At 64.4% G+C, this 24,032-nt stretch carries 22 protein-coding genes; 7 read left to right on the top strand and 15 right to left on the bottom strand.

The features are described 5' to 3' along the window. The first annotated feature begins 76 nt into the window (after positions 1-76). Entirely contained in the window at positions 77-622 is a 546-nt protein-coding gene (locus C816_RS00315; RefSeq protein WP_016320403.1) for a flavodoxin family protein, read from the top strand. 98 nt (positions 623-720) lie between these two features. Here the strand turns inward: C816_RS00315 and C816_RS00310 are convergent, their stop codons facing one another. Next, complete coding sequence (locus tag C816_RS00310) at positions 721-1,242, bottom strand: methyltransferase family protein (RefSeq protein ID WP_016320402.1); 522 nt, start codon at positions 1,240-1,242, stop codon at positions 721-723. Between the two features lie 4 nt (positions 1,243-1,246). Further along, positions 1,247-2,596, bottom strand: coding sequence for a uracil-xanthine permease family protein (locus C816_RS00305; protein WP_016320401.1), 1,350 nt, complete (start codon positions 2,594-2,596; stop codon positions 1,247-1,249). A 237-nt stretch (positions 2,597-2,833) separates the two neighbouring features. Here C816_RS00305 and C816_RS00300 point away from each other — a divergent pair, with 237 nt between their 5' ends. From C816_RS00300 to C816_RS00290, 3 genes are read left to right on the top strand one after another with little or no spacing between them, the layout of a single operon-like run. Beyond that, on the top strand, positions 2,834-4,210 hold the full coding sequence (locus C816_RS00300) for an MATE family efflux transporter (protein ID WP_016320400.1): 1,377 nt from the start codon (positions 2,834-2,836) through the stop codon (positions 4,208-4,210). After that, positions 4,207-5,127 carry a sugar phosphate isomerase/epimerase family protein gene (locus tag C816_RS00295; protein WP_016320399.1) on the top strand — a complete coding sequence of 307 codons (921 nt, stop codon included), beginning with the start codon at positions 4,207-4,209 and terminating at the stop codon, positions 5,125-5,127. Before C816_RS00300 ends, C816_RS00295 begins: the two co-directional genes overlap by 4 nt. Positions 5,128-5,142: 15 nt before the next feature. Then, positions 5,143-5,478 (top strand): hypothetical protein, encoded by a 336-nt coding sequence (locus C816_RS00290; protein ID WP_016320398.1) that lies wholly within the window; start codon positions 5,143-5,145, stop codon positions 5,476-5,478. Positions 5,479-5,662: 184 nt separating this feature from the next. Here C816_RS00290 and C816_RS00285 read toward each other — a convergent pair whose 3' ends face one another. From C816_RS00285 to asnS, 8 genes are all read right to left on the bottom strand, one after another. Further along, positions 5,663-7,573, bottom strand: coding sequence for a PTS mannitol transporter subunit IICBA (locus C816_RS00285; protein ID WP_016320397.1), 1,911 nt, complete (start codon positions 7,571-7,573; stop codon positions 5,663-5,665). Between the two features lie 102 nt (positions 7,574-7,675). Then, positions 7,676-9,388, bottom strand: coding sequence for a phosphoenolpyruvate--protein phosphotransferase (ptsP, locus tag C816_RS00280; protein WP_016320396.1), 1,713 nt, complete (start codon positions 9,386-9,388; stop codon positions 7,676-7,678). Positions 9,389-9,401: 13 nt separating this feature from the next. After that, a complete protein-coding gene (locus tag C816_RS00275) occupies positions 9,402-9,668 on the bottom strand; it encodes an HPr family phosphocarrier protein (RefSeq protein WP_016320395.1) in 267 nt (88 codons plus the stop codon). Positions 9,669-9,751: 83 nt separating this feature from the next. Further along, positions 9,752-10,495: a DeoR/GlpR family DNA-binding transcription regulator gene (locus C816_RS00270; RefSeq protein WP_016320394.1), complete on the bottom strand. Its 744-nt coding sequence runs from the start codon at positions 10,493-10,495 to the stop codon at positions 9,752-9,754. A 250-nt stretch (positions 10,496-10,745) separates the two neighbouring features. After that, the gene (locus C816_RS00265; RefSeq protein WP_016320393.1) at positions 10,746-11,897 is read right to left on the bottom strand and encodes a mannitol-1-phosphate 5-dehydrogenase; all 1,152 of its coding nucleotides are present in this window, start codon (positions 11,895-11,897) and stop codon (positions 10,746-10,748) included. A 462-nt stretch (positions 11,898-12,359) separates the two neighbouring features. Next, positions 12,360-14,096, bottom strand: a complete 1,737-nt coding sequence (pyk, locus tag C816_RS00260; protein WP_016320392.1) for a pyruvate kinase — start codon at positions 14,094-14,096, stop codon at positions 12,360-12,362. A gap of 186 nt (positions 14,097-14,282) precedes the next feature. Next, entirely contained in the window at positions 14,283-15,053 is a 771-nt protein-coding gene (locus tag C816_RS00255) for a heparan-alpha-glucosaminide N-acetyltransferase (RefSeq protein WP_016320391.1), read from the bottom strand. A 64-nt stretch (positions 15,054-15,117) separates the two neighbouring features. After that, positions 15,118-16,512: an asparagine--tRNA ligase gene (gene asnS, locus C816_RS00250; RefSeq protein ID WP_016320390.1), complete on the bottom strand. Its 1,395-nt coding sequence runs from the start codon at positions 16,510-16,512 to the stop codon at positions 15,118-15,120. Positions 16,513-16,670: 158 nt separating this feature from the next. Here asnS and C816_RS00245 point away from each other — a divergent pair, with 158 nt between their 5' ends. Then, positions 16,671-17,168 (top strand): GNAT family N-acetyltransferase, encoded by a 498-nt coding sequence (locus C816_RS00245; protein ID WP_242832083.1) that lies wholly within the window; start codon positions 16,671-16,673, stop codon positions 17,166-17,168. Continuing rightward, positions 17,165-17,656 carry a GNAT family N-acetyltransferase gene (locus C816_RS00240; RefSeq protein WP_016320388.1) on the top strand — a complete coding sequence of 164 codons (492 nt, stop codon included), beginning with the start codon at positions 17,165-17,167 and terminating at the stop codon, positions 17,654-17,656. The genes C816_RS00245 and C816_RS00240 overlap by 4 nt, the downstream gene beginning before the upstream one ends. A 35-nt stretch (positions 17,657-17,691) precedes the next feature. Here the strand turns inward: C816_RS00240 and C816_RS00235 are convergent, their stop codons facing one another. From C816_RS00235 to C816_RS00215, 5 genes are all read right to left on the bottom strand, one after another. Beyond that, a complete protein-coding gene (locus C816_RS00235) occupies positions 17,692-18,258 on the bottom strand; it encodes a TIGR04076 family protein (protein WP_242832082.1) in 567 nt (188 codons plus the stop codon). 80 nt (positions 18,259-18,338) lie between these two features. Further along, a complete protein-coding gene (locus tag C816_RS00230) occupies positions 18,339-18,698 on the bottom strand; it encodes a DUF1294 domain-containing protein (RefSeq protein WP_016320386.1) in 360 nt (119 codons plus the stop codon). A gap of 54 nt (positions 18,699-18,752) precedes the next feature. Then, positions 18,753-19,502, bottom strand: a complete 750-nt coding sequence (locus C816_RS00225) for a response regulator transcription factor (protein WP_016320385.1) — start codon at positions 19,500-19,502, stop codon at positions 18,753-18,755. Then, positions 19,496-21,199, bottom strand: coding sequence for a sensor histidine kinase (locus C816_RS00220; RefSeq protein ID WP_016320384.1), 1,704 nt, complete (start codon positions 21,197-21,199; stop codon positions 19,496-19,498). The genes C816_RS00225 and C816_RS00220 overlap by 7 nt, the downstream gene beginning before the upstream one ends. Continuing rightward, complete coding sequence (locus tag C816_RS00215; RefSeq protein WP_016320383.1) at positions 21,196-22,221, bottom strand: ABC transporter substrate-binding protein; 1,026 nt, start codon at positions 22,219-22,221, stop codon at positions 21,196-21,198. The genes C816_RS00220 and C816_RS00215 overlap by 4 nt, the downstream gene beginning before the upstream one ends. Positions 22,222-22,434: 213 nt before the next feature. Between C816_RS00215 and C816_RS00210 the strand changes: the two genes are divergently transcribed. Further along, complete coding sequence (locus C816_RS00210; protein ID WP_016320382.1) at positions 22,435-23,850, top strand: LptM family lipoprotein; 1,416 nt, start codon at positions 22,435-22,437, stop codon at positions 23,848-23,850. The last annotated feature ends 182 nt before the right edge of the window (positions 23,851-24,032 follow it).

Raw genomic sequence — 24,032 nt, 5'->3', positions numbered from 1 at the left:
CATTTTCCGTTTCTGTGATCATAATACCGTCAAACGCGGGCGGCGTCAAGCCCGCGGACTTTGGGAGGTAATCAGCATGAGCAAAAAAATTGTGGTCATCACGGGCAGTCCCCGGAAGAACGGAAACAGCTTCGCCATGACGGACGCCTTTATCAAAGCGGCGGAGGCAAAAGGCCATTCGGTCACCCGCTTTGACGCCGCCCTAAAAAAGGTGGGAGGATGCCGCGCCTGCGAGACCTGCTTCAAAACCGGGAAGGCCTGCTCCTTTGACGACGACTTCAACGCCATCGCCCCTGCGATTCTGGAGGCGGACGCCGTGGTCTTCACCATGCCGGTGTACTGGTACTCCATCCCCGCCCAGATCAAGGGTGTGATCGACCGGCTGTTCTCCTTTGTAGTGGGCGGCAGGGACATTGCCGGGAAGGAGTGCGCCGTCATCGCCTGCTGTGAGGAGGAAGACCTGTCCGTCATGGACGGCGTGCGCGTTCCCCTGGAGCGGTCCGCGGCGCTGATGAAGTGGACGATGGTGGGCGAGGTGCTGATCCCCGGCGTGCTGAACGCGGGCGACATCGAAAAGACAGACGGCTGCGCCCAGGCCGCGGCCCTTGCGGACAAATTCTGAAAAGGCGCCCCAAAAGGGCCTCCGCGAACCGATTGCGGTTCGCGGAGGCCCTGATTTCTTTTTGAAACGCCGCGCTTTGTCCCGTTCGCTTTAACGGCTCAGAGATAGCGCCGGACGCGTTCTGCGTAACGCCTGTAAGACGCGCCGAAGGTCTCCCCGCACCACCGCTCCTCCGCCAGGATGATCCAGTGGGCAGAGATCTGGAATACAAGGACAATTCCCAGCAGGACCGCCGACCGGGTCAGAAGGGCCATCCCCGCGAAGTAGAGGAAGTAGGACACATACATGGGATTGCGGGAAAAGCGGTAAACGCCGCCGGTGCAGGGGCCTTCGCTCGAGGAGGCGGAAAAGGCGGCGATGGAGGCGGTGCAGAGGATCAGACCGGAGAGACAGCAGGCGAGCCCGGCGCGGAAGAAAAGCGGCGGCTGCGTTTGAACCGTGAGAAAGGCCAGGTACAAAAACATCGCCGCGTTTGAGAGCTGATAGATCCCGTAGGCGATCCGTTCCCCGCCCTCCATAGGGGCGAAATGCGCCGCCCGGGCCACAGCCTCCCGGCTCAGAACGGCCAGCAGCCCGAACCGCACCAGCAGAAAGGGGACCAGCAGCCAGAGACCGTTCATCCGCTCACTTCTCCTCCTTGGGCAGAATCAGATTCAGCGCCACCGCCATCAGCGTGGCGATGACGACCGGGGACTTGCCGAAGATCATGGTGAAGCTGTCCGGAAACTGGCTCAGCGAGGCGCTGGCCTGGGAGATCCCCACGCCCAACGCGGCGGAGAGGCCAACGATGGTGGTGTTCCGGGCCGTCAGGTCCTGGGAGGCGATGAGGCGCATGCCCGTCATGGCGATGGTGGAGAACACGGTAATGGTGGCGCCTCCCAGCACGCACTGGGGGATGGTGGTCAGCACCGCCGCGAACTTGGGCGAGACGCCCGCCAGCAGCAAAAACGCCCCCGTCATGGTGAACACCGTCCGGTTCACCACCTTGTTGGTGGTGACGATGCCCACGTTCTGGGAATACGTGGCCGTGGGCAGGCCGCCGAAGAGGGCCGCCAGGATGTTGGCCGCGCCGTAGGCGATGATGCCGCCCTGGAGCTCGTTGTCCGTGGGGTCCCGGTCCATGCCGCCCACGGTGGTGGCGGTGAAGTCGCCGATGGCCTGAATGGCGTTGATGGCGAAGAGCAGCCCCAGGGCCACACAGGATGGCAGGTCGAAGCTGACGCCGAAGTGCAGGAAACGGGGCAGGGAGAACCAGGCGGCGTCCCCCACGTCGGCAAAGCTCACCATGCCAAAGCACAATGCCGCGGCGTAGCCGAAGAGCATCCCCAGCAGGATGGAGGCCAGCCTGCAAACGCCCCTGCCCTTGTTGTTCAGAATCATCACCGCCGCCAGGGTCAAAATGGCGACAAGCCAGTTTTGCCAGGAGCCGTAGACCATGGCCTCCGGCAGTCCCTTGGACATCACGGACTCGTAGGTATTGCCGGTGCCGCCGGCCATGTAGTTGATGGCGGTGGGGTAGAGGGAGAGGCCGATGGTGAACACCACCGTCCCGGTGATCACCGGCGGGAACAGCAGCCGGATCTTCTTGACGAACAGGCCCACGATGACGGCCACCACGCCGCCCACCAGCATGGCCCCCGCGATGGCGGACACGCCGCCGCCGGAGGCGGCGATGGCCTGCATGCTGGGCAGATAGGCAAAGCTCACACCCAGAATCACCGGAAGGCCGGAGCCGAACCGGCCCCCGACGGGAAAGAGCTGGAGCAGGGTGGACACGGCGGACATGACCAGGGACGCCTGGATCAGCAGCACCCGGTCCGCCTGGCTGAGACCGATGGCCCCGGCGATGATGATGGGCGGCGTGACACAGCCCACGATCATGGCTACCAGGTGCTGGAGGGCCAGGGAGACGGAGGCGCCTAAGGGCGGCCTTCCGTGGAACTGGAACAGCAGACGGGAATCAGAGGGGGGCATAGACATACTCTCCTTTTTCTATTGTGCTGTGTTCCATTATACCATGGCTTCCCGGAAAAGCAAGGAAAGGTCAACCTTTTCACGCTGGTCCGTTTGTACAATAATGGGACATACCTTTGTGGGATTTCCCCATGGGCAGGTCAGAAGTTCACAGCCTGTTCCTGCGGAGGACTTGCCAATTTTCAGCGGCTGGGGTATACTGCTCCTATACCGCAGCTGCGCAGAGGAGACGGTTCCATGATTCGTGACAAAAACTTTTACCGCGCTTTTTTTGCCCTAGCGCTGTCCCTGGCCCTCCAGAACCTGCTGACCTTCGGCGTGAACATGATGGACACGGTGATGCTGGGGCGGTACAGTCAGGACGCCATGAGCGGCGTGAGCCTGTGCAACCAGGTGCAGTTCCTGCTCCAGATGCTGGTCACCGGCGCGGGAGAGGGGGCCGTGGTGCTGGGGGCCCAGTACTGGGGCAAAAACAACCTGGAGCCCATCCCACACATCATCGGCGCGGCGCTGCGGTTCGGCGGGGGACTGGCGGCGGCGCTGTTTGCATGGGTGCTGCTGGCTCCGGAGACGCTGCTGCGTCTTCTCTCCAACGAGGAGGCGGTCATCGCCCAGGGAGCGCAGTATTTTCAGATCATCTGCTATACATACGTGATCTTCACCGTCACCAACATTCTGGTGGCCTCCCTGCGCTCCGTGGGCATTGTGAAGATCGGCTACGCCATCGCCTTCTCCACCCTGTGCATCAACGTGTCGCTGAACTATCTGCTGATCTATGGCCGCTGGGGCTTTCCGGAGCTGGGGGTCCGGGGGGCGGCCGTCGCCACCTTGGTGTCCCGGTGCACGGAGCTCGTCATTGTGGTCTGGTTTCTGAAATACCAGGAGAAGCAGCTGAACCTGACGCTGAGAAAGCTCATCCTCATTGACAAAAGCTATATCCGGGATTACAGCCGCGTCTCCGCGCCGGTGCTGTTGAATCAGGCGCTGTGGGGCGTGGCCCAGATGGCGCAGACCGGCATCCTGGGCCACCTGGGCGGCGACGTGACTGCGGCCAACGCCATCGCCGTGCAGGTCTATCAGGTCCTCTCCGTGGCGGCCTACGGCGCGGCCTCCGCCTCCGGCATTGTGGTGGGAAAGACCATCGGCGGCGGGCGGCGGCAGGAGCTGCGGCCCCTGGTGTCCACTCTCCAGGCGCTGTTCGTTGTGATCGGCCTTCTCTCCGGCGGGGCCATCTTCCTGCTGCGGCGGCCTGTTCTGGCGGCCTTCGGCGCAGCCCTGACGCCCCGGGCCCGGGAGCTGGCCCTGCAGTTCATGGCCATCATCGCCCTGACCACCGTGGGCACGGCCTATCAGATGGCCTGCGACAACGGCATCATCCGGGGCGGCGGAGACACGGCCTTCAGCGCCAGGATGAACCTTGTCAGCATGTGGGGCATTGTGGTGCCCCTGTCCGCCGCCGCGGCCTTCTGGTGGGAGTGGTCCCCGGCGGCGGTGTTCTTCCTGCTGAAATGGGACCAGCTCTACAAGATCATCCCCGTGGCCCTGCGGCTCCACAGCTGGAAGTGGGTCAAAAGCGTCACCCGCCCCGGCGGCGGAGAGGAGGAAGCGGCATGAGACTCGCCATCAAAACCTGCACCCTGGATCTGCCCTATGAGGAGATGCTGGACTTCTGCGTCCGGGAGGGCATTCAGGCCCTGGAGATCGGCACAGGCAACTGGTCCTCCGCCCCCCACGCGGACCTTGAGGGCCTGCTGGCCTCGGCGGCCGCCCGGGAGCGGTGGCTGGATGCCCAGCGGCGGCGGGGCCTGGACCTCTGCGCCCTGAACTGCTCCGGCAATCCCCTGGCCTATGAGCGGGACTGGGAGGTCACGGCGAAGACCTTCCGCCTGGCGGAGCTGCTGGGGGTAAAAAAGATCGTGATGATGAGCGGCCTGCCCGCCGGGTGCCCCGGGGACCGGACGCCGGTGTGGATCACCGCCTCCTGGCCGCCGGAGACCCAGGCGGTGCTGGACTACCAGTGGAACGAGGCGGCCATTCCCCGGTGGCGGGAGCTTGTGCGTCTGGCGGCGGAGTGCGGCGTGGAGCGGATCGCCCTGGAGAACCACGGGATGCAGCTGGTGTACAATCCGGAGACGCTGCTGCGCCTGCGGGCGGCGGTGGGACCCCTGGTGGGCATGAACCTGGACCCCTCCCAACTCTTCTGGATGGGGGGAGACCCCATTGAGGCCGCCCGTGTCCTGGGGGAGCGCGGCGTCCTCTACCACATCCACGGCAAGGATTCCCGGCCGGAGCGGCGGATGAGCGGCCCCAACGGGATGCTGGACACCAAGCCCATCGGCGCGTTCCGGGAGCGGGCATGGAACTATGTGGCGGTGGGCTCCGGCCACGGGCCCCAGTGGTGGCGGGAGTTCTTCTCCGCGGCGCGGATGAGCGGCTATGACGGCGACGTGGCGCTGGAGATGGAGGATATGACAATGCCCATGCTGGACGGGCATCTGGCCTCCCTGCGGACGCTGCGGGACGCCCTTTGAGAGAGGAGATACGCCATGTTTGGACGAAAAAAGCGCGAAGACGCCCCGGCGGAGCGCCCCGCCCCCAGCCGACAGAGCCGGGCGGGGCTGTACGCCATGTGCGGACTGTACCTGGGATACCTGTTCTTCCAGCTGATCGACCCCTATTTCACGCCCGGGGCGGCCCGGCCTGCCCTCCATATACTGGCGCTGGGGGCGGTGATCCTGGGCGGCGGCGCGCTGGCGCTGCTGGTTCTGGCCTGGCAGATCTACTGGACGCCGCCGGCTCAGGACCCGGGGGAGGAAACAGCCCTGCCGGAAGCGGCGGAGGAAGACGGCGAGGACAAGGAGCCGGAACAGTCGGAGATATAAGAGGCTGCCCCAATCGGCGGCAGTGCGCAGATTGGCGAGAGAATGTTTCGTCCGGACTGCGTACCGCCGCCGATTGGTACAGGCTTCGAAAGTGCCCCCGGCCCTGCGTGCAGGGCCGGGGGCGCTTTTGGGGAAATCGGTTTTGGAAAATCAGATTGGAAAATCGATCAGGCGGGAAATGGAATTATGCCAGGCCGTTGAGCTTTTTGAACAGGTTTCCGGCGTCGGCGGAGGCCACCAGGGCGTCGGTGTCCTCGTCGGTGGAGGCGATGCCCACGATGCGGCCCAGAATCTCCAGGTGCTCGTCGCCCTTGGCGGCGATGCCCACCACCAGCTTGACCTTGTCGCCGTTCCAGTCGATGCCGTCGGGATAGGTCATGACCACCACGCCGGTGCGCTTAATCAGGGGCTTGACATCGTTGGTGCCGTGGGGGATGGCTACATGGCTGCCGATGGCCACGGAGAAGCTGGCCTCCCGGTCCAGCATGCCCTGGATATAGGCCTCGTCCACATAGCCGCTGTCCACCATCAGCCTGCCGCAGGCCCGGATGGCCTCCTCGGGAGTGACGGGGGCGCAGCCCAGAACGATGTTCTTCTCCTCCAGCAGGGTATCGCCGGAGGCGGCGGGAGTCTCTTCCGCGGCGGGAGCCGCTTCCGGCGCGGGGGCAGCGGCAGGGGCGGCAGTATTCCGGCGGGCATCCAGCAGCTCTTTCACCAGGGTGTCGTACTCCGGCGCGCCCATGAAGTTCTTGATGGGGATGATCCGGGCCTGGGGCGCGCGCTCCGCCGCCCGGCCGGAGAGCTCATGGTGGGTCACCACGATCTGGCAGTCCCCGGGGATCTCGCTGACGGGGTGGTGGATAACCTCAATGTCCGTGATGCCCGCGTCCTTGAGCTTGTTACGGACCATGGTGGCGCCCATGGCGGAGGAGCCCATGCCCGCGTCGCAGGCGAAGACGATCTTGCGCACGTCCCTGGCGTCCACAGAGGCGCCGGCGGAGGCGGCGGGAACGGACTGGCCCTTGCTGGCGGCCTTAGAGGCGGCCACCTGGGCCTGGGCCTCCTCCAGGCTGGCGTCCTTGCCGAAGAATTTCAGCAAAAAGGCGGAGATCAGGAAGCTGACCACGGCGGCCACGGCGATGCCGGCGATGTTGGCGATGTAGCCGCCCTTGGGGGTCATGAGCATCTCAGCAATGATGCTGCCGGGAGAGGCCGCGGCCACCAGGCCGCCGCCCAGGGCGGACAGGGTGAAAATGCCCGCGATGTTGCCGATCATGGGCCCCAGGATGACGATGGGGTTCATCAGCACATAGGGGAAATAGATCTCATGGATGCCGCCCACAAACTGGATGAAAGCGGCGGCGCCGGCGGAGGAGCGGGTCTCCTTTTTGCCGGCCACGCAGTAGGCCAGCAGGAGCCCTAAGCCGGGGCCGGGGTTGGACTCGATCATGAACAGGATGGACTTGCCGGCCTCCAGGGCCTCGGCGGTGCCGATGGGGGTGAAGACGCCGTGGTTGATGGCGTTGTTCAGGAAGAGCACCTTGGCGGGCTCCACCAGCACGGCGGTGAGGGGCAGCAGGCTGTGCTCCACCAGGAAGCCGACGCCGGAGCCCAGGATGTCCGTGACCACCACGCAGGCGGGGCCGATGACAAAGATGGACAGCACGGCCAGGATGCCGCCGATGATGCCCACGGAGAAGTTGTTGACCACCATCTCAAAGCCGGCGGGAATGTGGCCCTCCATGCTCTTGTCGAAGCGCTTGATGCACCAGCCGCCCAGGGGGCCGCAGATCATGGCGCCGATGAACATGGTGCTCTCGGTGGAGGCGATGGCGCCCAAGGTGGCCAGGGCGCCGGCCACGGCGCCCTTCTGGCCGCCTACGGCCTTGCCGCCGGTGTAGCCGATGAGGATGGGCAGCAGGTAGGAGAGCATGGGTCCCACCATGTTGTTGATGGTTCCGGCGGGGCCCCACTTGCCCAGCCAGCCGTCGGGGATGAACAGGGCGGCGATGAGGCCCCAGGCGATGAAGGCCCCGATGTTGGGCATCACCATGCCGCTGAGAAACCGTCCGAATTTTTGAACGCGCTCTTTCATGGCTCGCGAATTCCTTTCTCTATGGATTGTGTCCGGGCGGGCCGGGAACGGGGATTCGGTCCGCCCGCGGGGGCGTGGGAACGGGCCGCCCAGAAGCGGACCCTACTGGGCGGTGGAGCCGGCCAGATACCCCTCCACCCCGGCCAGAGTGGAAAGACCCATGGCCTCCTGGGTGACCTTTTGCGCCTCGTCTCCCAGCCACTTGCGGATGGCCGCCCGGGTGGACAGCACTGCCGAGGCGCTGACGGAGAACTCGTCCAGGCCCCAGGTCATCAGCAGGGGCAGCAGGCGGGGGTCCGCCGCGGCCTCGCCGCACATGCCCACGGGGATGCCCGCCTCCTTGGCGGCGGTGATGACGTTCCGGATGGAGCGGAGCACCGCCGGCTGGAGGGGGGAGTACAGCTTTTCCACCTTCGCGTTGCCCCGGTCCACCGCCATGGTGTACTGGGTCAGATCGTTGGTGCCGATGGAGAAGAAGTCGCACTCCCGGGCCAGCAGGTCCGCGATGAGGGCCGCCGCCGGGGTCTCGATCATGGCGCCCAGGGCGATGTCTTTGTCGTAGTGGACGCCGGACTCCTCCAGCTCCTTCTTGCACTGCTCCAGCAGCTCCCGGGCGTCCCGCACCTCGTCCACGCAGGTCACCAGGGGCAGCATGATCTTGATGTTGTGATTCTCGGCTCCGGCCCGCAGCAGGGCCCGCAGCTGGACCTTGTAGAGCTCCGGCCGGTCCAGGCAGTACCGGATAGCCCGGTGGCCCAGGAAGGGGTTTTCCTCCTTGTCCATGCCCAGGTACTCAATGGCCTTGTCTCCGCCCACGTCCAGCGTGCGGATGATGACCTCTTTCCCCGCCATGATCTGGGAGACGGCCTTGTAGGCCTCGTACTGCACAGTCTCGTCCGGCAGGCTGGTGCGGTTCATGAAGAGGAACTCCGTGCGGAACAGTCCGATACCCTCCGCGCCGGACTGGGCCGCGGACTTGGCGTCCTCCACGGAGCCGATGTTGGCGTACAGGCTGTACTGCCTGCCGTCGGCGTCCACAGTGGCCTGGTTCCGGTAGACCTCCAGGGCAGCCCGGCGCTTGAGGAACTCCTCCTGGCGGGCCAGGTACTCGCCCCGGGTGCGCTCGTCGGGGTTCAAAATGGCGATGCCCTCGCTGCCGTCCACAATGAGGCCGTCGCCGTCCTTCACGGTGTCCAGCACCTTCTGGACGCTGAGCACCGCGGGCAGCTCCAGGGCCCGGGCCAGGATAGCGGAGTGGCTGGTTTTGCCGCCGGTGGCGGTGAGGATGGCGGCCACGTTCTCCTTTTTCAGGCCCACGGTCATGGAGGGGGTCAGGTCCTGGGCCACCAGCACGCTGCCGGCGGGCAGGCGGCTGAGGTCCACGCCCTCCGTGCCCAGCAGGATGGACAAAAGCCGGGAGCGGATGTCCCGCACGTCGGTGGCCCGCTGGCGCATCAGCTCATCCTCCACGGCGGCGAACATGTCGGCGTACATGGTGCAGATACTGTCCACCGCCGCCTCGGCGCAGGCGCCGCCGTCGATGGCCTCCTGCATCTGGGAGAGCATAAAGGGGTCGGCCAGCATGGACACCTGGCCGGTGAGGATCTCGGACTCCTTCTGGCCCACCCGCTCCCGGATCTCCGCAGCCATGGCGGAGGTGCGCTGGTTGAACCGCTCGATCCCCTCCTGGAGGCGGGCCTTCTCGGAGTCCTTGCCGGAGTAGGTGACGGCGGAGTAGTCCAGGCTCTCCTCCCGGATGCACACCGCCCGGCCCAGGCCGATGCCGTCAGAGGCGGCGATCCCTCGCAGAATCATCCCGCACCTCCTGTTACATATCGCCCAGGCCGGATTCCACCAGCTTCACGGCGGCGGCCAGGGCCTCGGCCTCCTGCTCGCCGGTGCACTGGATCTCGATCTCGCTGCCCTGCTTGATGCAGGAGGCCATGAGGTTCATGATGCTCTTGGCGTTGATGGGCTTGCCGTTGAAGACGATGGAGACCTCGCTCTGGTACTTGTTCATCTCCGTGACGAACAGCTGGGCGGGACGCATGTGCAGCCCCTGGGGATTGATGACCTTTGTCTTCGCAGATACCATGATGATTGCTTCCTTTCTCAATTAAAGTAGTAATATCATTATGACCTTTCAATCATAAATCACTCAATTTCGGACCTGGTTTCTCAGACCACCGTCACCTCGGTGTAGTCCTGGAACTCCCGGCCGGGGGCCCGGTCGGTGATGACGGACGCCTCGTCGATGTGGAGAACGGACGCCGCGCCGATCCGGCCGAACTTGCTGGAGTCCACCAGCATGTAGGTCTGCCGGGCCCGGGCAGCCGCCAGGGCCTTGACCGCCGCGTCCTCCGGGTCCGCCACGGTGAAGCCCTCCCGCACTGTGACGCCGCCGGCCCCCAGAAATGCCTTGGTGAAGTTATACCGCCGCAGGGAGTCCATGGTCTCCGCCCCGGCGGCGGCGGCGGTGTCCCGTTTCAGCGCTCCGCCCGCGACGTATACCCGAAGCTCCCGCTCCAGCAGCCAGAAGGCGCACTCCATGCCGTTGGTGACGAACAGGGCGCTGGTGGGCTTTAGATGCTCCGTCATGCGCATCACCGTGCTGCCGCCGTCCAGAAAGACCACGTCGTCGTCCTCGATCAGGGCGGCGGCGTACCGGGCGATGCGCTCTTTCTCCGGGATGTGAAGCCCCCGCTTGACGGACATCTCCGGCTCCTGGCTGAGGAACTCGCTGTTCAGCTGCACCGCGCCGCCGTGGACCTTGCTGAGCTTGCCCTGGGCCGCCAGGGTGTTCAGGTCCCGGCGGATGGTGGCCTCGGAGGCCCCGGTCACCTGACACAGGTCCGTGACGCTGACAGCCCGCCGCTGGGCCAGCTCCGTTAAAATCGCCTCCGCGCGCTGTTCTGCCAACATCTTGGCACCTCCTCTCCGTTTGATTGAAATTGCTTGCTTTTGCCTGTTGAGATTATATTACCGTCTTTTTCAATCAAAGTCAACCCAAATTCAATCATTTTCAATCACAAAAAATCCCTTCTGTTTTTGTGCAATCCACCGTCAGTGTCAAAAGACACCTCTGCAAAATATGGAAATCCACCAAAAACATGTGGCCCCGGCGCGTTTTCGCGCCGGGGCCACATGGTGAAACGAACGATTTTAGGATCTGTCAAACCACAGCCAGAGCCCGGTAGACATCCAGGATACGTCCGGTCAGAGGATTTTCCGCCGTCAGTCCGGAATAAGCCGTCAGGGCGGCCGCAGGGCCCTCGGCCCGGAGCTTCTTCTGGAGCTCCGCGCTCTGGGGGTCATCGGGGCAGTCAAAACGGAGGGCTGCCGCCGCGCCGAAGATCAGGTGATCCACCGGCAGGCCGTAGGAGGCGGTGGTCACCAGGGGCTTGATGAGGCGGTCGCCGGCCTCCAGCTTCCGGATGGGCTCCCGGCCCACCCGCAGGACCTCGTCCTCCAGATAGGGATTCTGATAGCGGGCAAAGATCTTCTCCACATAGGCGTGGTGGACGTCTGGGTCAAAGCCGAACTCCTTGATGAGTCCCTCGCCGCTCTCGGAGATGGCCGCGTGGACGATTGCGCCGACGGCGGGGTCCGCGACGCTCTCCTTAATGGACTGATAGCCTTTCAGGTAGCCCAGGTAGGCGCAGATGGCGTGTCCGCTGTTGAGGGTGAAGAGCTTGCGCTCCAAGTAGGCCATGAGATTGTCCGCAAAGGTCAGGCCGGGAATGTCGGGCTTCTCGCCCTTCCAGGCGGCGGCCTCCACGTCCCACTCGCAGTAGCGCTCCACCGCGGCATCCAGAATGTTCTCAAAATTGGGCTTGGGGCAGATGCGGTCCACGGCGCAGTCGGCAAAGCCGATGTTGGCCTCCAGGAAGGCGGTCTCCTCCTCGTTCAGGTGCTTGACCACCTCGTTTTTCAGCCGGGTGGTGGTACGCAGGCCGTTCTCACAGCAGACCACATTCATGGGGGCGGTGTTTCCGGCGGCCTTCCGGGCCTGAATGCCCGCCGCGATGGACTTGGCGATGACGGGCAGTACATTGGGGCCCACCGCCGTGGTAATCAGGTCGCACTGGGCCACCCGCTGAGCAAACTCCGGAGAGGTGGAGATCACGCCGTCCACGTTGTCAATGGCGATCTCGCCGGGGTCGCTGTCCAGAATATGGACGGTGTAGCTGTGGCCGCGGTTCAGCGCCTCAATGATGGGCTCCACCACATCGGCGAAGGTGACATGCCAGCCTGCCTGAGAGAGAAGTGCGCCGATAAAACCCCGGCCGATATTGCCGGCTCCAATTTGGATTGCCTGTTTCATAGCTCCTCCTTAATTAAGTGGCATTTTTTGACTTCCGCGGCTCCTGGCTGCAAAGCCGCTGTGCCTAGACCTTGTTCGATCAATGGCAAGACGCATGACGGCGAGAGATTTTTTGCCGATCAAGGCGATTTGATTTTGCCACACTTTGTGCATGGCAAGAAAAATCAACGCGGAGCGACGGAAAAAGATCCGTCATCTGGGTGTTTTGACATTTTTCAAACAAGTCTTAGATAGTATACCACTTTTTCCCGATTTGAGCAAGGTGGAAATCGGACGCGGGGCGCCCGAATCAAAGATACGTAATGACGGCAGTTTTCAAAATTGCGGGCGCCGGACCGCCGCCGCCTCCGACGTCCCGTCTGCCGGGAATTCTGATGGCTGCTATAGGCCGCTTTGTGCCATATTAAAAGGCTCTAAAAAATTTCGGAGAAGCCAGGGCTTCTCCGAAATTTTTCGCTGTTCTTACTGCGGCAGTGTCTGCACCACGCCCCGGGCGCAGTCCACGGACACCAGCACGCCGTCCTCCAGGCGCCGTGTGGCGGCCACGGCCCCCACAATCACCGCCTTGTCCAGGGTCAGACCCACTGTCGCGGCGTGGCCCTCCGCACTGCCCTCCTCGCAGATCACTGCGGCGGCCTCCCGGATGTAGGGCAAAAAGTCGTTGTTGGTATAGGGCACCACCAGCACGTCGCCGGGCCGGAACTTCTCCGCCGCCTCCGCCGCGGTGCGGCAGACGCACAGCCGTCCGCTGGCCATCTGGGTTCCGACGCCCACGCCGTTGATGAGAGACCCGCCCACCTGGCGGACCCGGATCATGTTGGTGGTGCCGGCCACGCCCACGGGCACGCCGGCGGTGACCACCACAATGTCCCCCTGCTTGACGAGCCCTGCGTCCTCCGCCGCCTGGACGGCGAAGTCCACCAGCTCGTCGGTGCTGCCGGCGTAGGGCATCATGATGGGCGCCACGCCCCAGTAGAGGTTCATCTGCCGCCGGACCTGCGCGTCCAGCAGCAGGGCCACCACGGTGGTGCTGGTGCGGAAACGGCTGACCATCTGGGCGGTGGTGCCCCCCTGGCTGACGGTGAGAATGGCGTCCGCGCCGATGTCCAGGGCCGTGGTGCAGGCGGCGTGGGCCGTGGCGGCGGTGATGGACATCTTCTTGCCGTCCATCTTCACCCGCTTGGAGCAGTCAATGCTGGACTCCGTTTTCAGGGCAATGGCGTCCATGGTCTTCACCGCCTCCACCGGGTACCGGCCCGCCGCCGTCTCGCCGGAGAGCATGATGGCGGAGGTGCCGTCGTAGATGGCGTTGGCCACGTCGGTAATCTCCGCCCGGGTGGGGCGGGGGTTCTCCATCATGGAGTCCAGCATCTGGGTGGCGGTGATTACCGGCTTGCCGGCAGCCACGCACTGGGTAATCATCTGCTTTTGAATCACGGGAATCTCCGTAAAGTCGATCTCCACCCCCAGATCGCCCCGGGCCACCATGATGCCGTCCGCCACGGCCAGGATCTCCGGCAGGTTGGAGATGCCCTCCTGGTTTTCGATCTTGGCGATGATGCGGATTCGGGAATCCCGCTCGTCCAGCAGGCGGCGGATCTCCCGCACGTCGGCGGCGGAGCGGACGAAGCTGGCGGCGATGAAGTCAAAGTCCTGCTCCGCGCCGAAGAGAATGTCCTCCCGGTCCCGCTGGTTCATGTAGGGCATGGACAATCGCACGTTGGGGATGTTCACGCCCTTGTTGTTCTTCATCACGCCGTCGTTCTCCACCCGGCAGCGGATGGAGACGGCGGTGGTCTCCAGCACGGTGAGGCGCACAAGGCCGTCGTCCAGAAGGATGGTATCCCCCTCCTTCACGTCCCCGGGCAGCTCGGCATATGTGACGGCGCAGCGGGTCTCGCTGCCAACGATGTCCTCCGTGGTCAGGGTGAACTCCGCCCCGGCCCGCAGCGTAACGGCGCCCTTCTCGAAGGTCCGCAGGCGCACCTCCGGACCCCGGGTGTCCAGCATGGCCGCCACCGGCAGGTCCAGCTCCTCCCGCAGCTTTTTCAGCTGATCCAGGCGGGCCCCGTGCTCCTCATGGCTGCCGTGGGAGAAGTTGAACCGGGCCACGTTCATGCCCGCGCGCATCATCTCACGCAATACACCCTCCTGATCCGTAGCGGGACCGAGGGTGCAGACGATTTTCGTTTTTCTCATAGTTTTTACCACCTTTCCTCAATGGTAATCATTTTTATACACTCTGACACAGTTTTATTGTACCACGTACCCAGCAAATGTAAATGCACAAATCCGCAAAAAAGCCTTGGAAAACGCGGCGGTTCTTTGGCGGGACAAAGCGCGGAAAACGCGGCGGCCAAAGGGCCGCCGCGTCCGGTTTTGCTCTTATGTACTTTTCAGCTGCACAAATCCCCACAGCAGTCCATAGACCACCGGCTGGTGCAGCAAATATACCGGCAGGGAGTACCGCCCCAGAGCGCTGAGCGCCGGGACGCGGCTGCCGCCCATGGGAATCCGCCGGCGGTCCCGCCACAGGCGGTTTGCGAAATACCCGGCGAGAAACAAAAAGAACCAGGGCGCCAGGGAGAAATAGTCCGTGGAGGCGAAGTCCGCCGGGGGAAAGCCCAGGAAGGCCGTGGCAAGGCTCCGGTACAGCCAGGTGGGCAGGGGGCAGAGCCGCAGGCTCTCAAAGCCCAGATACCCCCGGTTCACGTTCCGCAGCAGGAAAAAGAGCGAAGCGCTTCCCACGAGGCCCGCCCAGGAGGGAACGCGCCGCAGCGCCCGCTCCAGGGGGATCAGCAGCAGCATGCACGTCCCCAGCAGCGTCAGCACGCCGAAGACCACCCGGTTGGCCGGCATGACCAGCACCGTCGCCGCCGTCACCGCAAGGCCGCCGCAAAAGACCTCCAGCCCCCGCCGCAGATGTCTGCTCCCCAGGGGCCAGCAGAAGCCGGAGAGAAAAATGAAGGTCCAGCAGATGCTCTGCTGCCAGACGTAGGCGGCGGCGGAGCGGTACCAGCCCCAGTCCGCGCCGAAGAGATAGACCATGTCCCAGCAGGCATGGTAGGCGATCATGCTCAAAAGCGTCAGCCCCCGCAGGTTGTCCAGCGCCGCCCAGCGCCGCACGTCCCACTTCTTTCCCGTATAGCGTGTCAATGCCGCCCCTCCTCCGTTTGGCTCCATGGGAAAAGGGCGGCCGCGCTGCCCTCCTCTTTCTCTGTCAGAAATCCGCGCTGCCCACCGTGCGGGGGTGGGGAAGCACGTCCCGGATGTTGCTGATGCCGGTGAGATACATCACCATGCGCTCAAAGCCCAGGCCGAACCCCGCGTGCCGGCAGGAGCCGTAGCGCCGCAGGTCGCAGTACCACCAGTAGTCCTCCGGCTTCATGCCCAGCTCCTTGATGCGGCCCTCCAGAATGTCCAGCCGCTCCTCGCGCTGGCTGCCGCCGATGATCTCGCCGATGCCGGGCACCAGGCAGTCCGCCGCGGCCACGGTCTTTCCGTCGTCGTTGAGGCGCATGTAGAAGGCCTTGATCTCCTTGGGATAGTCGGTGACGAACACCGGGCGCTTGTACACCTGCTCGGTGAGATAGCGCTCGTGCTCCGTCTGGAGATCGCAGCCCCAGCGGACCTTGTAGTCAAACTTGTCGTTGTTCTTCTCCAGAATCTCCACGGCCTCGGTGTAGCTCACCCGGCCGAAGTCGGAGGAGACCACGTGCTCCAGCCGCTCCTTGAGACCCTTGTCCACGAAGCTGTTGAAGAAATTGATCTCGTCCGGGCAGCGCTCCATGGTGCGTTTGATAATGAATTTAATCATGGCCTCCGCCACGTCCATGTCCCCCTTGAGATCGCAGAAGGCCATCTCCGGCTCGATCATCCAGAACTCTGCGGCGTGGCGGGCGGTGTTGGAGTTCTCCGCCCGGAAGGTGGGACCGAAGGTGTAAACGTCGCCGAAGGCCATGGCGAAGTTCTCCGCGTTCAGCTGGCCGGAGACGGTGAGGTTGGCGGGCTTGCCGAAGAAGTCCTGGGAGAAGTCCACCTGCCCGTCCTCCGTGAGGGGCGGGTTTTTGGGGTCCAGGGTGGTGACCCGGAACATCTCGCCGGCGCCCTCGCAGTCGCTGGCGGTGATGATGGGAGTGTGGACGTAGACGAAGCCCCGGCTCTGGAAGAATTCGTGGATGGCGAAGGCCGCCGCGCTGCGCACCCGGAAGGCGGCGGAGAACAGGTTGGTCCTGGGCCGCAGGTGCTGGATGGTCCGCAGGAACTCCACGCCGTGGCGCTTTTTCTGGAGGGGGTACTCCGGGGCGGAGACGCCCTCCACCGCGATTTTCGCCGCCTTGAGCTCCAAGGGCTGCTTGGCCTCCGGGGTCAGCGCCACCGTGCCGGTGACGACCAGGGCCGCGCCCACGTTCTGGGCGGCGATCTCCTTATAGTTTTCCAGGGCGGCGGACTCCATGACCACCTGGAGGTTTTTGAAGCAGGAGCCGTCGTTCAGCTCGATAAACCCAAAGCCCTTCAGGTCCCGGATGGTGTGGACCCAGCCGCCCACGGTGAGGGTCTTTCCGGCCAGGTCCTCGCTGTCGGCAAAGACAGCGGCGATTTTTGTGTAGCTCATGAATCTTCACCCATTTCTTGTTTTTAGCGGTAAATTCCGTATCATGGTCTCTGATTGTACCACGGTTTTTTTGATTTTACAAGGGGGCTTGCTCACCTTTCCCGCCGCTTAGACAAAACTTCCCAAAAAGCGGCATATGTGGTATCATATCTTTTTTTATGACAGTACGAGGCGAGGTGAAGCATATGATTATCACGGAGGCCGGCGAGCGGTCCCCCGCGCTGACGGAGCGGCTTTTGGCGCTCTGGGAGCGCTCCGTACGGGCGACCCACACATTTTTATCCGAGGCGGAGATCCTGCGCATCCGGGAATACGTTCCGGAGGCCCTGGCCCAGGTCCCCCTTCTCATCACAGCGGAAACCGTCTCCTGCCGTCCCGCGGCCTTTATGGGGCTGGACGGACAGAGCTTGGAGATGCTGTTCGTGGACCCGGAGGCCCAAGGACAGGGGAGCGGAGGGCGGCTTGTCCGCTGGGGGATGGAGCGCTGCGGCCTGGAACGGGTGACCGTCAACGAGCAGAACCCCCAGGCCATCGGATTTTACCGGCACATGGGCTTTCAGACTTACAGGCGGACCGAATGCGACCAGCAGGGCCGCCCCTATCCCCTGCTGTATATGCGCCTGATTGGGGCCCGCGGAGAGGAGGCGCGGAGATGATCCGCCCCCTGGAGGCGGCCGACTGGAACGCGGCCATTGAGATTGTCAACGACTGCTGGCGGTCCCTGTACGCCGGCTTCATCAACCCGGCGCTTCTGAGCGGCGAGGGATGCCGGGAGCGGGCCATCCAGCTGGAGCGGGAGTTCCGGGAGCAGCGGCTGGAGGAGTACGTCTGGGAGGAGACGGGCCGGGTCCTGGGGCTGCTGTCCGCAGGGGACACGGCGGACCCGGACCGGCCGGGGGCCTTTGAGATCTGGCGGCTCTATCTGGCCCCGGAGGCCCGAGGCAAGGGAGCCGGCAGGCTTTTGCTGGCCCATGCCCAGCGGCTGGCCCGGAGGCGGGGATGCCGGGAGATGCTGATCTGGGCCTTTCGGGAGAACACAGGGGCCCTCCGCTTCTATGAAAAACACGGCTGCCGGCGGGACCGGACGGAGTACCTGGGCCCGCCCTACCTGGCTTGCGGCGTTAGATTCCTGAAAGACATATAGAAGGCGGCCCTCCCCAGGAGGGCCGCCAGTTCCGCTCAGTCGATCTTTGTCACGGTATAGGCCCCGCAGGCCGCCGCCACCTGCTTCAAATCCTCGCAGGGGACATCCCGGTCCAGATACACCTCCGCGAATGTCTCCCGAAACGCCACATCCGCAGCCTCCGAAACAGTGCTCAGGGCGGCGGCGCGCTCCCGGCACTCTCCGTATCCAATATCCTGAATATACAGCGCCTTGTAGTCCAGCCGCTCAATTTCGAAAATCACGGGCCGGGTGCCGTCGGAGCAGCAGACGATCATCACCCGCCGGTCGTTCATCCGCCCCGCGTGACGCTGCCGCCCTGGAGGGCTGTGTAGATGTAGTGGCTGACGGCATCCCAGGCCTCGGAGCAGCGGGGGTACGCCGGGGCTCCCTGCGGTGCCGTCCCTCCGCCCCTCTCCGTTCGCCAGGGTTCCCGCGCCCATGTGCCAGAAGTCGTCCGCCTGTCCGTACTGCTCAAATATGTACGCGTCTCCTACAAGACGGCAGGGACAGGGGCCCGCGTTGGGGTCCGCGCAGTATTGTGCCTGGTGCTCTGGGTAGAGCTTCTTATCCAGCACTGTCACTTTACACTTGTGCTGATAACCGCACCTCCTGAAAAATCGGTCTGGGTCCCATTTTACTGCATCCCGCGGCGGAGCGCAGGTCAACGGATGAAATTCCACCAGACCCACAGCCCCAGGGGGACGAGAATCTGGAGGACCAGAATGGTGGGGATTCCATAGCGGAAGCTTCTGTGAAGGGTCTTGTGGCGCCAGACCCTCATGCCCAGCAGAGCCCCTGCGCTGCCGCCCAGGGCCGCCAGCAGAAAGAGGGTCCTCTCCGGCACCCGGCGGGTGTTCTCACGGGTCTCCTTCCGCTTTGCCTTCCACTTGTCGATCCCGAAGACGAAAAACGCCGTCAGGTTTATCAGCGCCAGCCACAGGGCCAGCAGGCCCCAGGGGGAGCCGATCACCGCCCAGATAAAATCGTTTTGTTCCTCCGGAAGATATACCGGTTTCATCATCACTCAAAGCTCCTCTCACCGCTGCGTATTTCGCCATTGATCGGCCTATTTTTTTTACCGGCAGGTGTCCTGGTACTCCGAGGGAGTCATGCCCACCAGCTTTTTGAACGTGGCGGAGAAGTAGGTGATGTCCCGGTAGCCCACCCGCTCCGCCACCTCGTAGACCTTCACCCGGCAGTCCCGCAGCAACTCCATGGCCTTGTGGACCCGGTAGCGGGTGAGGTAGTTCAAAAGGGTGTAGTCCGTCTCCTTTTTGAAGGTGTGGCTCAGGTGTCCCTCGCTGAGTCCCAGGTGCTGGGCAATGGCGGCGATGTTGATGCCGGGGTCGTTGTAGTGCTCTCCGATGTAGTCCATGGCCTCCAGCACATATTTGCTCTTGTCCCCCTTCTTAAGGCCCGGCAGGGGACTCTCCGCCTCCCGGGCGGCGGCGGACCCGATCCGCCGCCGCAGAGCGGCCACCGCCCGCTCCAGATCCCCGTCGTGGAAGGGCTTGAGCAGGAAGTCCACCGCCCCCAGCCGCAGGGCGCTCTGGGCGTAGGTGAAGCTGTCGTAGGCGGTGAGGATGATGACGTAGACGCCGTTCCCCCGGGCCCGCAGCTGCCGCAGCATCTCGATGCCGTCCATCTGGGGCATTTTCAGATCGGTGATAATCAGGGAGGGGTCCAGGCGCTCCACGGCGTCCAGGGCCTCCTGGCCGTTGGCGGCCTCCCCCACCACCACGCAGTCCATGGCGGCCCAGTCCACCGCCAGCACGATGCCCCTGCGGATCATCTCCTCATCCTCCACCACCAGAACCTTTAACATGGGTTTTCCTCCTCTCCGCGCACCGGCAGCACCGCCGTCACCACGGCGCCGCCTGCCGGTCCGTTCTCCAGGAACAACCCGCAGCCGTCCCCGTAGTACTTCGTCAAAATCGTGTTCACATTGTAAAGACCCAGGTGCCTCCCGGCGGGGCCCCGGCTCCGGTACCGCCCCGCCGCCATCTCGGGGGGCAGACCCGCGCCGTTGTCCCGGACGGTGATGCGCAGCATCCCCGCCTTCTCCCGGACCGTCACCTCCACCGCGCCGTTCTCCACACCCTCCAGGCCGTGGAGAATGGCGTTTTCCACCAGGGGCTGGAGGATCATCTTGGGAACCCGGCAGTCCGCCAGCTCCTCCGGCAATTCCACTCGGAAGGCAAAGGCCCCGGACATCCGAATCTCCTGAATCTCCACGTACCGCTCCAGGATCTCCACCTCCCGCCGCAGGGAGGCAAACTCCTCCGGCGAGATGCAAAAGCGCAGGATGTCCGCGAGGTTGGCCGACATCTCCGCTACCTGGGGCACCTTGTTGATCTTGCTGATCCACTTCATGGTATCCAGGGTGTTGCACAAAAAGTGGGGGTTCAGCTGGGCCTGGAGCATCCGGATCTGGGCCTGGTTCAGCTCCCGCTGGTTCTCTACCAGCGCCTCCCGGTTCCGCCGCAGGGCCTCCACCATGTTGTTAAACCGCCCGGCCAGCTCCCCCAGCTCGTCCTCCCCCTCGGCTGGGACGAAGACGTCCAGGTTGTCGTGCTCCACCTCGCCGATGCCCTGGCGCAGGCGCTGGATAGGCCGGAACATCTGGCGGCTGAGGGCCAGTCCCATGCACACCGAAAGCGCCACGCACACCACCGCGCACCCCAGGCTCACGGTGTGCAGCAGCCGGATGGTCTCCGCCGTGAACACCTGGGGCCGCCGGAGCACCAGATAGAGCCCGCTCTTTTCATGGCGGACCGCCGCGTACAAAAACGCCTCCGCCGGGTCATCCAGCCCCCGGCCCGCCAGCAGGCGGCTGCGGAGGCTAGGCGCCAGGGCGTCCGCCAGAGAGGGCTGGACACAGTACACCGGCCGCCAGTACGGACTCAGCAAAATCAGCTCGTTCTGGGCGCCGTACTTGCCCTCCAGCAGCTGGCGAAAGCCCGCGTAGTACACGCTGATTACCAGGTATCCCGTCTCCCGGCCCCCGGCGCCGGTCAGCGTCACCGCCCCCTGGAGCAGGGGGGATTCCGTGTCCGTCACGTCCTCACAGGCGGTAAAGCGCATGGGCTCCCCCTGCCGCGGCGCGCCGTACAGCACGCCCCAGCCGGTGGGGAGGCGCTCCTCCCCCGCCGTCTGCCGGGTGGAGTAGCGCCGCCGGCCCTGGAGGTCGTAGAGGGCAAAGGCGGCATAGCCCCGGGCCTCTCCCGCGGCGGCGAAGAGCTCGCCGTTGACCAGGGTGTCCTCCGCCCCGTCCCCGGTCAGGGCCCGGGCCGCGATGGCACTGTCCTGGAGGCGGGCGGCGGCCTGGGAGAAGGCGTCAAAGGCCGCGTCCAGGGCGGCGGAGGCCGCGGCGAGATTCTCCGCCATCTCACGCTCCGCCTCCCCCGCCATCCGCAGGCGGAAGACCTGGAGCATCATGGCGGAGCAGGCCAGCGTGGGGATCAGGGAGGCCGCCAGAAAGCCCGCGAAGAGCCGCCGGCGGAAGGAGGGTCTCCGTCTCATGGCTCCCCCTCCTCTCCCAGGTAGAAGGCCCAGCTCATCAGCACCGCGTCCCGGCGGCCGCTGGCCCCGGCCACGTCGTAGTCCGCCATGGGAATCTCCTCCAGCGGGATCATGGACGCCTCCGGCTCCACGTCCCCCCGGACGGAGCGGCGGCAGAACTCTCCCGCCAGCAGGCTCTGGACCTCCCGGCTGACGGTGAAGTCCAAAAACCGTTTCGCGTTTTCCTCATGGGCCGCGCCCCGGATCAGGGCGCTGCCGTCCGGGACGCAGCTGCTGCCGTCCGCAGGGTACACCAGGGCAATGTTGTCCCCGGCGGCAATGTGCTTGAGCGCCGTCTCCTCCAGCGTCACGCCCACCAGGTCCGTGCCCCCGGCCACGGAGCCGACCACATCGCCGGAGCCCTCCAGCTGCCGCCCGGCCAGATTCTCCGCGAAGCGGCGCAGGATCTCCTGTTCGTCCCCTTCCACCGCCTGGAGCATGGTCACAAGAGCCGTGAAGCTGGAGCCGGACACCGCCGGGTCCGCAAAGGCGATGCGTCCCCGCAGCCGGGGAGAGAGCAGGTCCGCCCAGCCCGTGACGCCCCCCTCCGGGACCAGCTTGGTGTTGTACACCAGCGCCACCGGCAGGGCGGAGAAGGGGGTCCACAGCCCGTCCGGGCTGCGGAACCGCTCCTGGATCTCCTCCGCCTCCGCGCAGACATAGGGGGCGAAGCAGTCCCGGCAGGACTCCAGGCTCTCCACGCCGCCGCCAAACATCACGTCCGCCCCGGGGCTGTCCCCCTCCTCCCGGATGCGCTCCAAAAGCTCGTTGGTGCCCCCGGCCACCACGTCCACCCAGATGCCGGTGCGCCGCTCAAACTCCTGGACAACGGGCCAGTAGACCTCCTCCTTGTGGGAGGTGTAGATCACCAGCCGCTCGCTCTCCTGCGGGGCATAGGCGGCGGTCTCCGGCTCCTTCGCCCCGCAGGCCGCCGCTCCCGCCAGCAGCAGCGCCGCCAGCAGCAGCGGACAGATCCTCTTCACGGCACAGCCCCTCCTCCCAGTGGGTGATTTATCCATAGTATATCACATCCCCGGCGGCGTTTTCATCCAAATCCGACAAAAATATCAGAAGTGCCCAAAAAAACGCAGAATTGTCCCCTGTTCTTTTTTTCCATTGTCTCATACAATAAAATTAACAACCGGCGGAATTTGGAAGCGCCGGATTTTGTTGAAAACACCGAAGGAGGAACCGAAATGAAAAGAATCTCTGCACTGCTTTTGACCTTGGTCATGCTGTTCACCCTCACCGCCTGCGGCGGCGGAAGCAATCCCCCCGCCCAGGACAACACGCCCCCCGCCCAGTCCGACGGCGGCCAGGACGCCCCCGCCCCCACCCCCGCTCCCGCGGACGACGCCAATCTGACCGCGACCCAGAAGATCATCAAAGAGGCCGAGGGCATGTCCCTGGAGGATCTGGCCAAGAAGGCCATCGAGGAGTCCAACGGCAAGACGTTCTTCGGCGTGGGCAACTCCAGCCGCGGCAAGAGCGCCCTGCCCCTGTTCATCGAATACCTGCAGTCCATCGACCCCAGCTACAGCATGGAGTTTGACTGGCAGCAGCCCAAGAACAACAAGATCTTCGACCAGCTCACCGCCGACTCCCTCAAGCCCGAGGGCACTTTTGCCATGACCCTGATTCAGGACGGCAACCAGATCGAGAGCAAGATGGTCCAGACCGGCATCCTGGACACCTTCATCCCCAAGGAGTGGGCCGAGGCCAACGGCACCACCGCCGACGCCTATGACGGCTACCTGGCCCTCCAGACCCTGAACAAGGTCTTCATGTACAACAACACCGGCTCCAAGACCTACGACAATTGCTGGGACTTCGTTGCCGAGGGTGAGCACGGCCTGTACATGGACATCGACTCTGAGATCGTGGGCAAGAACTTCCTGTATATGCTCACCGAGGACACCTACGCCGGTTGGCTGAAAGACGCCTTCAACGCCCTCTCCGCCGATGAGCAGGCCTACTTCCAGCCCACCATCAAGGCCATGGAGTCCGAGGCCGCCGATCTGGGCCTGGGCGCCGACGGCGCGTATGCCCTGGCCTGGATCAAGCTGTGGGTGGAGAGCTACAACGCCCAGACCGACGACGGCCCCATCTGCAACACCCTGGTCGACAAGTCCGCCACCAACCAGTTCGGCCTGCTGGTGTACTCCAAGCTGCGCTCCGTGGAGGAGTCCAGCTCCGTGTCCGTCAACAACATCAACGTGGCGGCCTATGACGACGGCTACACCGGCATCGGCGGCTACGGCTACTGCCACTACCTGTTCGTCACCGACAACTCCCCCCTGCCCTGGACCGCCTGCGCCTTCATCGCCTACATGACCGAGACCGTGGACGGCTTCTCCGCCTGGGGCAAGGACATGGGCGGCTACTCCTCCAACCCCACCGTGGCTGAGGGCACCGAGGCCCAGTACGGCCACTCCAAGGGCGGCATGGCCGAGGACGGCACCACCGTGGAGTTCGAGGCCAAGAACGACCGGGGCTATGACTGGTGGACCACCGAGGGCAAGCTGGTTCTGGAAGACCCCACCTACTGCGCCGACGTATCCTTCACCGTGGGCAGCTGGGTCGAGATGCTGACCAAGTACAGCGCCGGCTGATTCCAAGACGTGAAAGAGTGATGTAACCGTAAAATCACCCGGGGCGGCAGAATCCGAAATGAACAACCTGGCCGGTAAAGGCTGGGAAGTCAAGGCTGTCTCCTTTGGGGAAAACGTGGCATGCGTGCGGCGGCCGGTCATCACGTTTGAACACGCGGTCTGACCGCAGGCTGTCTATCCAA

The sequence above is a fragment of the Oscillibacter sp. 1-3 genome (genome assembly GCF_000403435.2).
Taxonomy (GTDB): Bacteria; Bacillota; Clostridia; order Oscillospirales; family Oscillospiraceae; genus Oscillibacter.
This window is presented reverse-complemented; position numbering and strand designations above follow the sequence as displayed.

Bases quoted from the DNA above. Each gene is read 5' to 3' on its own strand.
- C816_RS00310 (WP_016320402.1), bottom strand. From the start codon at position 1,242: ATGAACGGTCTCTGGCTGCTGGTCCCCTTTCTGCTGGTGCGGTTCGGG.
- C816_RS00315 (WP_016320403.1), top strand. From the start codon at position 77: ATGAGCAAAAAAATTGTGGTCATCACGGGCAGTCCCCGGAAGAACGGA.
- C816_RS00290 (WP_016320398.1), top strand. From the start codon at position 5,143: ATGTTTGGACGAAAAAAGCGCGAAGACGCCCCGGCGGAGCGCCCCGCC.
- C816_RS00230 (WP_016320386.1), bottom strand. From the start codon at position 18,698: ATGATGAAACCGGTATATCTTCCGGAGGAACAAAACGATTTTATCTGG.
- C816_RS00245 (WP_242832083.1), top strand. From the start codon at position 16,671: ATGACAGTACGAGGCGAGGTGAAGCATATGATTATCACGGAGGCCGGC.
- C816_RS00305 (WP_016320401.1), bottom strand. From the start codon at position 2,596: ATGCCCCCCTCTGATTCCCGTCTGCTGTTCCAGTTCCACGGAAGGCCG.
- C816_RS00220 (WP_016320384.1), bottom strand. From the start codon at position 21,199: ATGAGACGGAGACCCTCCTTCCGCCGGCGGCTCTTCGCGGGCTTTCTG.
- C816_RS00295 (WP_016320399.1), top strand. From the start codon at position 4,207: ATGAGACTCGCCATCAAAACCTGCACCCTGGATCTGCCCTATGAGGAG.
- C816_RS00275 (WP_016320395.1), bottom strand. From the start codon at position 9,668: ATGGTATCTGCGAAGACAAAGGTCATCAATCCCCAGGGGCTGCACATG.
- C816_RS00270 (WP_016320394.1), bottom strand. From the start codon at position 10,495: ATGTTGGCAGAACAGCGCGCGGAGGCGATTTTAACGGAGCTGGCCCAG.
- C816_RS00240 (WP_016320388.1), top strand. From the start codon at position 17,165: ATGATCCGCCCCCTGGAGGCGGCCGACTGGAACGCGGCCATTGAGATT.
- C816_RS00265 (WP_016320393.1), bottom strand. From the start codon at position 11,897: ATGAAACAGGCAATCCAAATTGGAGCCGGCAATATCGGCCGGGGTTTT.
- C816_RS00225 (WP_016320385.1), bottom strand. From the start codon at position 19,502: ATGTTAAAGGTTCTGGTGGTGGAGGATGAGGAGATGATCCGCAGGGGC.
- C816_RS00210 (WP_016320382.1), top strand. From the start codon at position 22,435: ATGAAAAGAATCTCTGCACTGCTTTTGACCTTGGTCATGCTGTTCACC.
- pyk (WP_016320392.1), bottom strand. From the start codon at position 14,096: ATGAGAAAAACGAAAATCGTCTGCACCCTCGGTCCCGCTACGGATCAG.
- C816_RS00285 (WP_016320397.1), bottom strand. From the start codon at position 7,573: ATGAAAGAGCGCGTTCAAAAATTCGGACGGTTTCTCAGCGGCATGGTG.
- C816_RS00300 (WP_016320400.1), top strand. From the start codon at position 2,834: ATGATTCGTGACAAAAACTTTTACCGCGCTTTTTTTGCCCTAGCGCTG.
- ptsP (WP_016320396.1), bottom strand. From the start codon at position 9,388: ATGATTCTGCGAGGGATCGCCGCCTCTGACGGCATCGGCCTGGGCCGG.
- asnS (WP_016320390.1), bottom strand. From the start codon at position 16,512: ATGAGCTACACAAAAATCGCCGCTGTCTTTGCCGACAGCGAGGACCTG.